Raw genomic sequence first — 13,877 nt, forward strand, 5'->3', positions numbered from 1 at the left:
AAAAAAGGCTTACCTTGAACGGTAAGCCTTCACTTTATTATTTTTAATGCACCTTTTAGACACCAAAACAGCCCACCGAACTATTGTCCGTTGTAATGATGGTGATGATGATGCATTGTATTCAGTTTCATATTTCTGATTGATTACGCTACAAAATTACAATAATTCTTGAATCTGCAATATTATATGATAAAATATTACAAATTATTTATAGTAGATACCATTTTATGAGTTTATAGAGAGTTTACGGGGACTTAAGGCATGCATTTATTCTTTAAAGATTAATGATTCAATCTGCCTTGAAAAATGTAGGGACATTTTTTCTAAAATGTATATACTTTTTGGCGAAAATGTTATGAGTTATACAATCAAAAGTAACTATAATTTGATGCGCATTAAATGAAGACTTTATTATTCATCTTTAGCCAGTATTTCGTAGGTATAAGAACCTTTTTTTAGTCAATAACGTATATTCAAAAAATATAAGGTTTTGTTTCCATCTTTTGTAATTTAAATCTGAATTTAGAAAATAGGATGTTCCGATAAAAGTAATTTACTTCAAATGACATTGCATATTAACAGTAGGATACGTCCCAATAAGGAAGATTATATGTTATTCAGCAGACAAAATTCATCAGGGCATTAGTAATAGGTATTATTAATAAAAAAATGTATGAATTGTTTATCTACTAGCTGATATCACTAATTTTAAATGAGTTTTCTCCGTTGTAAAGGATTTAAATGTATTTTTGATTTTTATTTCAAAAAGTTATTTAACTAAGCCTGGTTTATTTTGAATCCGGCTTTTGACTATTTACCTATGAACGCTAGAAGAATGATTCCAATTGTTGCCATCACATTTGTTTTGGTTATGTCTTTTCTATTTTCTTGTAATAAAAATTATCCTATCCCGGATGAGATAAGTAAGGCTCAGGCATTAATGCTTGAACGTCCGGATAGTGCTTTGTTAATCCTCGAAGGACTGAAAGGGGTAGAGCATCTGCCTGCCAAATTAAAAGCTACTTATAATTTATGTTTAATTGAAGCGCGAGATAAAAATTACATTGTTCATACTTCAGATTCACTGATTAATACGGTCGTAGCCTTTTTTGAAAAAGAAGATGACCCCTTGATGAAAGCTAAAGCTTACTATTATCAAGGACGAATTTATGATGATATACGTGAAGTGGAAAAGTCGGCTCTTAGCTATAAAAAAGCCGAAACAATGGCCAATAAAACAACCGAGTATAGATTGCAGGCTTTGATATATAATCATTTAGCAAAGCTTTCCTTTTACAGAGAATTATATAATGAAGCATTGGAATGGAATGTAAAAGCATATGGATCATTACTTCAGTCGAAAGACACAGCATCGGCCTATTTTATATTAAGAGATATTGCACGTTCTAATTATTTGTTGAAACGATATGATAAATCGATGCAATATTTTAATGAAGCACTTAGCATAGCTGACAGGTATCAAAATAAAAGTGTTGAATCCTTGATGTATTATGAAATATCTCTTATGTATGATGCTAGACATATGTCAGATAGCTCTCTTTACTATATCCGCAAGTCTTTGTATACTGATCCTAATATTATAAAAAATGAAGAGATTAATTTGGGTGTATCTGATGCATATAGGAAAGTTAATCAGTTGGATTCTGCAAGGCTTTATTTAAATCAATGTAAAAATAGCAGTTCATTATATACAAAAACTGGCTATTACATGATTTTGGCTAAAATAGAAGAAGATGCCGGGAATTTAAATAAATCAATAGATGCATATAAATTATCTTATACATATCAGGACTCTATTCGTAATATAAGTAGTGCTGAAGCCTTGGCGGAGGTTGTGGCTAAATATGATAATGAAAAACTGGAGAACGAGAAAAATGTAATATTATTGGAAAAGTCCAGGGCATGGAGTAATTTCTATCTTATACTATCAGGAAGCTTGCTTCTGACAATTGCATTTGTTTACATCTTCTTTACGTTTAAACGAAGAAAAGAATCTCAATTAAGAGAAAGTGTAAACAAGTTGATTGACTACGAAAAGCAGATTGCAGATAATATGAAAATGCTAAAGGCAAATGAAATCTGGATCCGGAAAACGACCAAGCAGATGGCGGATACGAGTGATGAATTAGCTAAAAAAGAATATCAATTAGCTCTTTTGCGTGCAAAAACAGAAGAGACCATCGCTCTGAAAAAAGATACTGAAAAGCTAGAACGTACATTACACGATTTAAAAGATCAAATATCCAGCTTGTCGAAGAAAAAGGTTCAGATTATTGCAATGAATGAGCAGATAATGAAGCAAACTTCTTTAATTGAAAGATTACAGGTCTGGGTGCCGGGAGATCCATTGATTGCTGAATCGGAGTGGGCTCAATTCTCCGAATTGATGAATGAACATTTTGATAATTTCAGTAAAAAACTTGAAGTTGCATTTCCAGACCTTACTACTCATGATGTACGTATCTGTAATTTAATCAGACTTGGAATTTCAAATGAAACAATCGCTAAACTTACAAATTGTAAATACGAGTCTTTGTTGACCAAAAGGACTCGGATAAAAAAACTCCGAATGCATATTGACGGAGATATAACATTGGAAGATATTCTTCAAAAAATTGAATAAAAGCGGTTTAAGCTGAACTAATATGGGTTGTTAGGGTGAATTTGTCTATATTCTGTACATATAAACCTATTGTTTAGGATGTACAAGATACGTAGCTTTGCAATGTTTTCTAACCAAACTAACCCTACTCTATATTTACTGACCTTTTCAAGTTCCTATGGATGGTACAGTAGTGTCCGTCCTTAGGTTCATTGAAATACAGCCTAAGACATTATTAAAGATGATGAGATTTAGGTTATTTTAGTGGACACTATTTGATATAATTATTATAAGGATCATGGTTCTGAAGATGGAATCATGATCCTTTGTTTTGATGATTTTATTCTCTTAGATAATCGGCAATTTCAAGAAAGTTACGTTCAAGTAAATACATCTTTTGGGCCATAAAATGAAAGAATTCCCCCCAATGCTCTCTGCGATGAATATCAATGCCGGTTTTTTCAGTATAAATTCGGGCTACTTCTTTTCCTGTTTCTCTAACAAAGCATATATCCCAGATAAGTCCGTCGTTAAAGTCTTTTTCCAATGTTTCTTTGTACCAGGAAAGTTTTTCAAACATCTCCAACCGCAGATCTTCTTGTCGGTGGTTAATTTCAAGAATAACGTAGGCACCATTCCGGGTTGCGTCAAACTTAAGCTCAACCCCTTTTATCTTTGTATCATATAGGATCCAGATTTTTTTTCGTCCTTGTAAATATGGTTGTACCTCGCAATAGGCTGCAAAACTTTCCCAAAAGGCTATCTTTAATTCCCGTAATTCGTCTTTTGTGTACATGTATTATGTTTGGATTATGACTACAAATTTACATGTTTATACCCGAATAAATGTATATTATGCCTACTTTTGCACCGAAATCAAATTGTATGACAATGAGAATTGATATTCTTACCGTATTGCCCGAAATGTTAGAAGGAACGATCAATTGTTCTATTTTAAAGAGAGCTCAGGATAATGGCTTGGCCGAAATCCATTTACATAACCTCCGCGACTATACTACTAACAAGTGGCGCCGTGTTGATGATTATCCTTTTGGAGGCGAAGCGGGCATGGTTATGCAAATAGAACCGATTGACCGGGCGATTTCTGCTTTAAAAAGTGAGCGTGATTACGATGAAGTTATATATACATCGCCGGATGGTGAAACCTTTAACCAACCCATGGCCAATAAGATGTCGATGCTAAATAATCTGATTATTCTTTGTGGCCATTACAAGGGAATTGACTATCGTATCCGTGAGCATCTTATCACAAAAGAAATTTCGGTTGGTGACTATGTTTTAACTGGTGGCGAACTTGCTGCTGCTATCATGGCAGATGCAGTAATCCGACTCCTTCCTGGGGCTATTGGTGATGAACAAAGTGCTTTATCCGATTCGTTTCAGGATAATTTATTGGCTCCGCCGGTTTATACCCGACCAGCTGATTATAATGGATGGAAAGTTCCTGAAGTTTTACTTTCTGGTCACGAACGTAAAATTGCTGAATGGAGGCTTCAGCAAGCTCATGAAAGGACTTTAAGACTACGTCCCGACTTGCTCAAATAGAACTTTACCTTATTGATTTTTGAATTAGATAGTTGTTACGAATCCTGTGATTAGGGTTTGGAAATTTTGTATTACCTTAAATCCGATTATTTGTTAACATTTACTGATTTAACTTCGATTCGATAGATGATTTGCTTTTTGCAGAAACTTGCAATGCGAATTTCAGTGAGCCAAAATAAATAAAGTAAGCCTTTATATTATATTTAGAAAGAAAGCTGATGGAAGAGATTTTCTTGTTTATTTTATCTTATTTATTTGAATATGTAAATCAAATCAATTAGCTTTGTTCCCAATAGTACCATATAACATTCTACAAACAAATGAATTACATTTTTTTAAAGTGTAATTTATACAATATCTAAATTATAAGACCATGAGAATGAAAATTATTGCGGGTGCTGCTCTTTTTTTGATCGCAGCCGCTTCGTGTGTTAGTCAGAAGTACGACTATCCTTTTCGTAATCCAGATCTTCCTATTGACGAACGTGTTGACGACCTGCTAAGCAGATTAACGCCAGAAGAGAAAGTAGGTCAGATGATGAATCAGACCCCAGCTATCGAACGTTTGGGAATTCCTCCCTATGATTGGTGGAATGAAGCATTGCATGGCGTTGCCCGTGCAGGGAAAGCCACTGTATTTCCGCAGGCAATCGGCTTAGCGGCAACTTTCGATGATGAGGCTTTATTAAAGACTTTCACAATGGTAAGCGACGAAGCGAGGGCAAAATACCATCAATATCAAAAAGATAAAGAATATGACCGATATAAAGGACTAACATTTTGGACTCCCAATATTAATATATTCAGAGATCCGCGATGGGGGCGTGGAATGGAAACTTATGGCGAAGATCCTTATTTAACAGGCCGAATGGGACTAGCTGTTGTAAAGGGGTTGCAAGGGAACGATCCCGACTATTACAAAACCCATGCTTGTGCAAAACATTATGCAGTTCATAGCGGTCCGGAGTGGAACAGGCATGAGTTTGATGTTGAAGTAACTCCTCGTGATTTATGGTTAACCTATCTGCCTGCTTTTGAGCAACTTGTTAAGGAGGGGGATGTGCAGGAAGTAATGTGTGCCTACAACCGCTATGAAGGGAAGCCTTGTTGTGGCAGTGATAAGTTATTAATTGATATTCTTCGTAACAGCTGGGGATATAAGGGAATTATTCTTTCCGATTGTGGAGCAATAGATGATTTTTGGCAAAAAGACAAGAATACGCCCCGTCATGAAACACATCCTGATGCCGAGTCTGCATCTATCGATGCCGTACGAAGTGGAACCGATTTAGAATGTGGCGGAAGCTATCGTTCATTGAAGAAAGCATTGAAAGACGGAACACTTAAAGAGAGCGATCTGGACGAGTCATTACGTCGTTTGTTTAAAGCTCGTTTCGAACTAGGCATGTTTGATCCGGATGATAAGGTGTCATACGCTAAGATACCTTATAACGTTGTAGAAAGTAAGCAACATATCCAGCAGGCATTGGAGATGGCTCGTAAGAGTATGGTGTTACTGAAAAATAAAAACAACGTTTTGCCATTGAATAAGTCCATAAAGAAGATCGCTGTTGTTGGTCCCAATGCTGCAGATAGCACCATGTTGTGGGCAAATTACAATGGATTCCCAACGAAAACTGTTACAATTTTAGAAGGAATCAGAAATAAAGTTCCCGGAGCTGAGGTAATCTATCAATTGGGATGCAATCATACTGATAACTTTGTAATGCAAGATATGGGGGATAAAATTACCTCAAATGCTGGTACCGGTTTTCTTGCTGAGTACTTTAATAATACAGAATTTAAAGGAGAACCTGTCTTTAAGGGATTGGCTCAGAGCTTACATTATACTACGGGAGGAAATACTCAGTTTGCTCCAAATGTCAATTTATCAGACTTTACCGCTCGTTTTACCGGAGTGTTTGAGGCTCCTGTAACCGGAGATATTGATTTTGAATTGTCTGGAAATGACGGAATCCGGTTGTATATTGATAACGCTGTTGTTTCTGAAATGTGGGAGAGCGAGTATACTGCATTTAGAAAATATACTCTTAAAGCAGAAAAAGGAAAGAAGTATGCTGTGAAAATAGAATACATGCAACGCTCGGGTATGGCCGATCTGAACTTCTCTGTTGGTGTTCGTAAACCGGTCGACTTTGCCGGCACTGCAGCAAACGTAAAAGATGCGGATGTAATTGTATTTGTAGGAGGTATTTCGCCACGATTAGAGGGAGAGGAAATGCCTGTGGATGCTGAAGGCTTCAGAAAAGGAGACAGAACCAATATTGAGCTTCCAAAAGTTCAGCAGGAGATGGTCAAAGCTCTTAAAGCAACCGGAAAGCCTGTAGTTTATGTTGTATGTACAGGTAGTGCATTGGCCCTTAATTGGGAGGATGCAAACGTTGATGCTATTCTGAATGCCTGGTATGGCGGTCAGGAGGGTGGTACAGCGGTTGCAGATATTCTTTTCGGCGACTATAACCCAGCCGGTAGATTGCCAATCACATTCTACAAGTCCGTTGATCAGTTGCCCGATTTTGAGGATTATAGCATGAAGGGACGTACGTATCGCTATATGACACAGGTTCCATTATATCCATTTGGTTACGGATTAAGCTATACAACATTTGCTTATCAGAATGCGAAACTTTCGGCTTCGAAGATTGGAACAAAGGATAAGGTAACCCTGACTGTGGATGTTAAAAACATAGGAAAGCGTGACGGTGATGAGGTTGTACAGATTTACATTAAGAATCCGAATGATCCCGAAGGTCCTATTAAGGCATTGAAAGGTTTTAAGCGTGTGTCTGTAAAAGCAGGAGCTTCCGAAAAGGTATCCATCGAACTAGATCAGAAGGCTTTCTATTCCTTCAGTGATGCGACGCAGACCTTAGAAGTAAAGCCCGGATCCTATAAAATATTATACGGCGGATCGTCTGCCGACAGTGCATTACAGGGAATAGATCTTAAGATAGAATAGGATAGGTAGTTTATGGTTTGAGATCACAAGTTGATACCGCGTCAAATTGATCTTAAGATAGGATAAGTTCGCTGGGTGCGACTTATTATTATACAAAGAAAGAGGATGAATCTGCTTAACAAGATTCATCCTCTTTTTTTTGTATATGAAATTGTATTATACTTTTCGTTTTCGTAGTAAGATTATCAATAATGTTGTAAATCCTAGAAGATAGGGATAATAGAGATTCTGCATTATTTCAATGGGAGATATCATAGCTAGTCCGGATGCCATCAGCAATTGAGCGCCATAAGGTATAATTCCCTGTACAAAACAAGAAAAGATATCTAAAATACTGGCCGATCTTTTAGCTGGGATATTAAAATTTGTGGCAATGTCTTTAGCTATTGGTCCAGCCATAATGAGTGCAATCGTATTGTTTGCGGTGCATAAGTTGGCAAAGCTAACCAAGCCAGCGATACTAAGTTCGGCGCCTTTGGCGGTTCTTACATGAGAAGTAAGCTTTAATATGATCCAGTCAATCCCACCATTAAAGCGTATCATTTCCAGAATACCTCCAGCAAGAAGTGTAACAATTATCAGTTCTCCCATATTATTTATACCTAATCCCATGGAGGCGGTCCATTCCCAAATGCCGAATCCACCCGTCAGTAAGCCTACAAAACCAGATAATACGATTCCAATCAATAAAACTAGAAGTACATTAACTCCGGAAATGGCAGTAATGAGAACTACAAGATAGGGGATAACCTTAATCCAATCGATTGTTACCGAACCTGCATTCGGAAGTGCAGATTGAGAAGTGATAATATAAATGAGAGTGGTAGCAACAGCTACAGGAAGAGCAATTAGTACATTCGCCTTAAATTTATCAGACATGTTACATCCCTGGGTACGCGTTGCTACGATTGTTGTATCCGAAATGAAAGAAAGATTGTCGCCAAACATAGCTCCTCCAACTACAGCACCAACCATAAGGGAAAGATCCAGTCCCGTTTTCTGAGCAATACCTGCCGCAACGGGTGTAAGGGCTACGACAGTTCCTACAGAGGTGCCTACCGATAGCGAGATAAAACACGCAGTGATAAATATTCCGGCTACCAATAGATTGTCTGGTAAAATGGACAAGGCTAGATTTACGGAAGCATCGATGGCGCCCATTGCTTTGGCTGTTTGGGCAAAAGCTCCGGCAAGAATAAAAATCAGCACCATCAATAAAATGTTTGAATTGGCTGCCCCCCTGCAAAACTGTTCAATCCTGTTATTGAGTTTTCCTCCTTTCGATTGGGCAATTGCAACAACCGATGCTATTGAAAATGCAACTGTGATAGGCATTTTATAGAAATCGCCGGCAAGAATAGATACCACCAAATATGTAAAGAGAAAAACGACCAAAGGAAATAAAGCCCATGCATTGGGTGTATGGTTGTAAGGTGTTTTCACCGTATCCTTATTATCCATTATACCGTTTTTAGAATGAAAATCTTAGAGCAATACGTACACCACTCTTTTTAATATTTGAATTGTCAAGATAACTCAATCTTCTGAAATAATCAACGCGAAGAATCTTGAAGATATTCTCCAAACCTACACTTGCTTCCATGTAAGGACGATCTCCTAACGGTTGTGTTCCTTCAGGGAACATAAAAAGATCAGGTGTCTTCATTGGGTTGTTCTTGTCAGAAAGTCCGCCGTATATGGCATTAAATGAAACAACTTCACGAAGTTTAAGCCAGTTTACTCCCGGAATTCTATTTAATATCCATCCCTTCAGGTAATAAGTTACATCCAGAGATACATACTGATCTGTTACAAATTCAAGAGCACTCATCATATGGAATGCTTCGGGTTGAATGGTGATAGACTGGTTTGTATTGGGTAAAATAAGTAATGGAAATGGAGCTTTGTCCCATACCTTACCTGCTTTTATCTTTGTGTCTATATGTCCGAACGATGAAAGCCAAATACGTTTCTCAGCAGAAGCTTCCGTATGATTATAACTATACTCACTTCCTAATACATTGTTCAGACCCATCTGATGGGAGATCTTAAACACAGGAGCATCCTTTGAAAGGTTGAATACCGACTCTTTCCCGGCTCTTCCACTGTACGGACGTTCACCAGGAGCAAAGCGGAGTTGAACACCTGCTTCACTGGTCGTAATATCATTGATCCGGTACATATTACCGTAGGCATCACGTTTCGTGTAACGGAGCGTACCTGTTGGTTCGTCATTTTGATTACGAACCCATGTCTTGAATGTGAGTCCGTTTAACCATTCTTTCTCATATGATAGCATGGTTTTACGGATGTAGCTCATTTTAGTAATGGGTTCTCCAACCTTCCAGGCAACAAATATATTATCCTTGCTGGTAAACAGGAAGTCCTGGCCAGGAGTATAAATATCGTATTCATGCATCAACGATAAATTATTTCTGGGATTTTCACCCTCGTGATACTGTTTCTTGTTGAAAGCCCAGGTCAATTTACCGTTATACTTAAGTTTACGGTCGGTTGCTCCGTAAGCCATAAATCCACTGGCAAAAAGGTGTTTATGGAAATTGGCTGTTGTCATACCCCCAACACGCATACGGAATCCTTCAATCTGATTCGCACTGAAAGTCGTATTCATCGGTCCGAAGTCAAATTTGCTTGTACTACGGTCTTTACCGGTCTGGATATATCCCGAAATAAGGATTTCGGCCGTTTTAATCATTACATTGAATGCCGGGACCTTACGTAGTTCAGCCAAAAGATCCTTAAGAGCATTTTCTTTTTCTTTTAAAGGGACGTGCCTGTTTGCTACCCAAAAGCTATCCGGTTGGTTTATGGCGCTTTCCAAAACGATGTAGCTGCCTAAAACATCAAACACAGAATCGGGTGGAGTAGAAAAGTCATAATTGTTATAACTCCTCATCTGGTGTGCATAAAGCTGTTGTGCTCCCTTTATTACATAAAAATTAATGAATGTATTTTCCTGATCAAGTACCCAGGTACTGTCTGGCATTTGTTTGAATTCCTGTGTAATTCGCAAATTATCTACGAAGTTTAGATTGATGTTGGAAGGAACATTCAACAGAAACTTCTTGATGGCAAAATGACCATCTGTTGTAACAAACAATCTTCCGGTAAAGCCATAACTCTGACTGTTAAACGGAACAAAAGCCAGGTCAATACATTCGTTATTCCCCACCATTACGGTATCCATAATGTAATATTTGTAATAGGAGGTAGCCAAGGTTGATGAGAGCGGACTCACAAACCGGTTTAGCAGAATATTAATGTTATTGTCGAAAATGTTGATTCCCTGAAAGATCTCCTGCAGGTTGGAAGTTATTCCACCTTCATCCAGCGATTTGTCAATCCCTTGCAGTTTCTGACCCTTTGTATAGATCTTTTCTGATTTGGGATCTTTTCTGTAATAAATGTCGGACAATGTTTCGCGAACAGACACCGTTAAAATAGGTTTTCCATTGAATTCGGATGTGTCCAGGTAATTCTTGATAAAACTAAATTTCTTGAGGAACTTATTCTTATCCAGGTTGGGATTAAAATTATCAAGAGCAATGCTCAGCTTCTCATACCTTTCGGATTGATAAGCGCTTTTTGCTTCAATGCGGTTGTCGTTTTTACGCTCAATAACATTGCGAATGAGTTCTACCGCGGGATTATCTTTTTTAGTGTATTTTTCTTTAGTCGGTTTAATTACAACTTCTGAAATCTGAATGGTTGTAGGACGTATTAATATTGATAAAGCTTCGTTTTTCTTTCCTGCCGATAAGTTTACACGCTTGTTTTCGTAACCAAGCGAAGAAACCAGCAATTTGGTCAGCCCCCTGTCATTTTGAAGCGTAAACAAACCATTGTCATCTGTCATCGTTCCAATGGTTGAATTCTCAAAAATTACAGAAACGTACGACATTGGCTCACCAGTAATTGAATCTTTTACAATACCTGAAGCCGATGTGATTCGTTGTGCCAGCAAGGCAGAATTGCTCGATCCGGCCAGAAGCAGGACAAACAGAAATATGTTACGGATAATTTTTGCCATTTAACGCTAATTGTTCCTTTAGGAAAATATTTGTGCAAAGGTACAAGTTTTCTTAAATAAGGAAAGGTTTTAAGCCTTTAATAATCTATAACAGACGTTAGAATACCTAATATATTATTTTGCACTAATCCTTTCACCTGATTGCAGATAGTTAACAAGCAAATAGCGTAATCTGTTCAACCCTCTTACGAGTTTTCAGATTACGCTATGTTATAATGTCCTTTAAGTCCGCTTATTTAGCTTTGTCAATCTGTTCCTGTACAATAGCATCAACAACAGCCACTGTGGTCAGATTCAAGATGTCGCGTGTAGAACTTTCAAGATCTGTGAAGTGAATCGGTTTATTTAATCCCATCTGTATCGGTCCGATGGTCTCAACAACACCCATTTCCAATAAAAGCTTGTAAGCACTGTTTGCCGAGCTAAGGTTCGGGAAAATAAGCGTGTTTACATCCTTGCCTTTTACCTTGTTGAACGGATACGTATCATCTCTTAATTTCTTGTTCAGTGCAAAGTTTACCTGCATTTCGCCGTCGATCTGAATCTCGGGATAGTTTGCGTGCAGATGAGCTATTGCATCGTGAACCTTAACCGGACTACCCTGATTGTCGGCGCCAAAGTTAGAGTAAGAGATCATAGCCATTGTAGGCTCGTTGGCAAAGAATTTAACGGCATCGTGGGTAAGGCGAGCAATGTCGATCAATACCTCGGTAGAAGGATGTCTGTTTATAAGAGTATCGGCAATAAAAAATGTTCCCTTCTTGGAGGTTACAATGTTCATGGTGCCAAAATATTTATAACTGGGACGAATACCGATAATCTGTTCGGCTAACTTGGTAGTTTCAGAATAGCGGCTATATACACCGGTAACAAAAGCATCGGCATCGCCAGAAGCAACCATCATCATTCCGAAACAGTTCCTGTCGTACATCTTTTCGCAGGCTTCGGCATAAGTCATACCTTCGCGCTGTTTCTTTTCCACAAGCATTTTGGCGTATCGGCGACAGCGTTCCAGTTCGCGATCGTGACGCAGATTCACAATCTCCATGCCTTCCATACTGATGTTCTCTTCTTTGGCTATCTTTGCCAAACGGTCTTCGTTACCAAGCAGGATGGGGAAACAGATACCTTCAGCCTTAGCTTCGGCTGCAGCTTTCAGCATATTTACATGGTTTGCTTCGGCAAAAACAACACGCTTGGGATTAGCTTTAGCCATATCCGTAAACGAGCGCATCATTTTGTTGTCGTAGCCCATCATTTCGCGCAGGTGGTTCTCGTATTTATTCCAGTCGGTAATTTCCTTCCGCGCCACTCCTGATTCTATTGCTGCCTTAGCCACAGCACTTGATACACGGGTAAGCAAACGGGGGTCAAGTGCCTTGGGTATGATATAGTCTCTTCCAAAACTCATGCGTTTTAGTTTGTAAGCAGCATTTACCACATCCGGAACAGGCTCTTTAGCCAGACTGGCGATTGCTTTTACAGCAGCAAGCTTCATCTCTTCGTTGATTGCTTTTGCTCTTACGTCCAATGCACCTCTGAAAATATAGGGGAAGCCCAGTACGTTGTTAATCTGATTCGGATAGTCGGAACGGCCGGTGGCAAAGATAATATCCTCGCGTGATGACATGGCCTCGCTGTACGAGATTTCAGGATTTGGATTAGCCAGTGCAAATACAATGGGATTGTCATTCATTGTCTGCACCATTTCCTTGGTAAGTACGTCGGCAACCGAAAGACCCAGAAATACATCAGCCCCGCTAACAGCCTCCGCAAGGGTTTTAATATCCAAAGAAGTCGCAAAGGCTTTTTTTGAAGCATTCAGATCGGTACGATGTGTGGAAATAACCCCTTTACTATCGCACATAATGATATTTTCCATCTTTGCGCCCAGCATCACATACAGCTTGGTACATGATATAGAGGCAGCTCCGGCTCCGTTTACCACAATCCGTACATCCTCAATATTTTTACCAACCAATTCGAGGGCATTGATTAATCCGGCACCGGAAATGATGGCTGTTCCATGCTGATCGTCGTGCATAACCGGGATGTCTAACTCCTCTTTCAGTCGGGTTTCAATTTCAAAACACTCGGGGGCCTTGATATCTTCCAGGTTTATACCTCCAAAAGTGGGGGCGATGGCTTTTACAGTCTGAATGAATTTTTCGGGATCCTTCTCGTCAACCTCAATATCAAATACATCTACACCTGCAAATATTTTGAATAAAAGTCCCTTTCCCTCCATAACAGGCTTTCCGGCCAGCGGACCTATATCCCCTAAACCTAAAACAGCCGTACCGTTCGAAATTACCGCAACCAGATTACCTTTGGCAGTGTATTCGTACGCATCCAGCGGATTCTTTTCAATTTCAAGACAAGGTTCAGCCACACCTGGTGAATAGGCCAGTGATAAATCTGTCTGTGTACTATATGGTTTGGTGGGAATCACCTCTATTTTCCCCGGTTTTCCTTCGGCATGATACCGAAGAGCATCTTCTTTTGTTATCTTACCCATTGACTTATATATTTTGTAACGTTAGTCGGCTTTAACTTTTAATGTGCTTGCGTTAAACCTTTGAACTTTGCAGACAAAAGTAATAAATTATTATATATAATGGCTTTTTTACTTACAAATAGTTTGGCTAACAGATATA

General features: G+C 38.6%; 7 protein-coding genes. 3 read left to right on the top strand and 4 right to left on the bottom strand.

Annotated features, from left to right (window positions below):
• Positions 1 to 820: 820 nt before the first annotated feature.
• Entirely contained in the window at positions 821 to 2,644 is a 1,824-nt protein-coding gene (locus F5613_RS07360) for a tetratricopeptide repeat protein (protein WP_179399273.1), read from the top strand.
• A gap of 319 nt (positions 2,645 to 2,963) precedes the next feature.
• Here F5613_RS07360 and F5613_RS07365 read toward each other — a convergent pair whose 3' ends face one another.
• Entirely contained in the window at positions 2,964 to 3,419 is a 456-nt protein-coding gene (locus F5613_RS07365; RefSeq protein ID WP_079681850.1) for a DUF4268 domain-containing protein, read from the bottom strand.
• A 95-nt stretch (positions 3,420 to 3,514) separates the two neighbouring features.
• On the opposite strand from F5613_RS07365, the gene trmD reads away from it, so the two are divergent.
• Both trmD and xyl3A read left to right on the top strand, forming a co-directional pair.
• Positions 3,515 to 4,189, top strand: a complete 675-nt coding sequence (gene trmD, locus F5613_RS07370; RefSeq protein WP_179399274.1) for a tRNA (guanosine(37)-N1)-methyltransferase TrmD — start codon at positions 3,515 to 3,517, stop codon at positions 4,187 to 4,189.
• A 373-nt stretch (positions 4,190 to 4,562) separates the two neighbouring features.
• Positions 4,563 to 7,169: a xylan 1,4-beta-xylosidase gene (gene xyl3A / locus F5613_RS07375; RefSeq protein WP_179399275.1), complete on the top strand. Its 2,607-nt coding sequence runs from the start codon at positions 4,563 to 4,565 to the stop codon at positions 7,167 to 7,169.
• Between the two features lie 156 nt (positions 7,170 to 7,325).
• Here xyl3A and F5613_RS07380 read toward each other — a convergent pair whose 3' ends face one another.
• The 3 genes from F5613_RS07380 to F5613_RS07390 form a co-directional block, all read right to left on the bottom strand.
• Complete coding sequence (locus F5613_RS07380) at positions 7,326 to 8,630, bottom strand: Na+/H+ antiporter NhaC family protein (RefSeq protein WP_179399276.1); 1,305 nt, start codon at positions 8,628 to 8,630, stop codon at positions 7,326 to 7,328.
• A 10-nt stretch (positions 8,631 to 8,640) separates the two neighbouring features.
• Positions 8,641 to 11,220: a DUF5686 and carboxypeptidase-like regulatory domain-containing protein gene (locus F5613_RS07385; protein WP_179399277.1), complete on the bottom strand. Its 2,580-nt coding sequence runs from the start codon at positions 11,218 to 11,220 to the stop codon at positions 8,641 to 8,643.
• Positions 11,221 to 11,452: 232 nt separating this feature from the next.
• The gene (locus F5613_RS07390; RefSeq protein ID WP_079681854.1) at positions 11,453 to 13,738 is read right to left on the bottom strand and encodes an NADP-dependent malic enzyme; all 2,286 of its coding nucleotides are present in this window, start codon (positions 13,736 to 13,738) and stop codon (positions 11,453 to 11,455) included.
• Between the last annotated feature and the right edge of the window lie 139 nt (positions 13,739 to 13,877).

Origin of the sequence: Macellibacteroides fermentans, from assembly GCF_013409575.1 — a bacterium.
Taxonomy (GTDB): Bacteria; Bacteroidota; Bacteroidia; order Bacteroidales; family Tannerellaceae; genus Macellibacteroides; species Macellibacteroides fermentans.

Bases quoted from the DNA above. Each gene is read 5' to 3' on its own strand.
- F5613_RS07360 (WP_179399273.1), top strand. From the start codon at position 821: ATGAACGCTAGAAGAATGATTCCAATTGTTGCCATCACATTTGTTTTG.
- F5613_RS07365 (WP_079681850.1), bottom strand. From the start codon at position 3,419: ATGTACACAAAAGACGAATTACGGGAATTAAAGATAGCCTTTTGGGAA.
- trmD (WP_179399274.1), top strand. From the start codon at position 3,515: ATGAGAATTGATATTCTTACCGTATTGCCCGAAATGTTAGAAGGAACG.
- xyl3A (WP_179399275.1), top strand. From the start codon at position 4,563: ATGAGAATGAAAATTATTGCGGGTGCTGCTCTTTTTTTGATCGCAGCC.
- F5613_RS07380 (WP_179399276.1), bottom strand. From the start codon at position 8,630: ATGGATAATAAGGATACGGTGAAAACACCTTACAACCATACACCCAAT.
- F5613_RS07385 (WP_179399277.1), bottom strand. From the start codon at position 11,220: ATGGCAAAAATTATCCGTAACATATTTCTGTTTGTCCTGCTTCTGGCC.
- F5613_RS07390 (WP_079681854.1), bottom strand. From the start codon at position 13,738: ATGGGTAAGATAACAAAAGAAGATGCTCTTCGGTATCATGCCGAAGGA.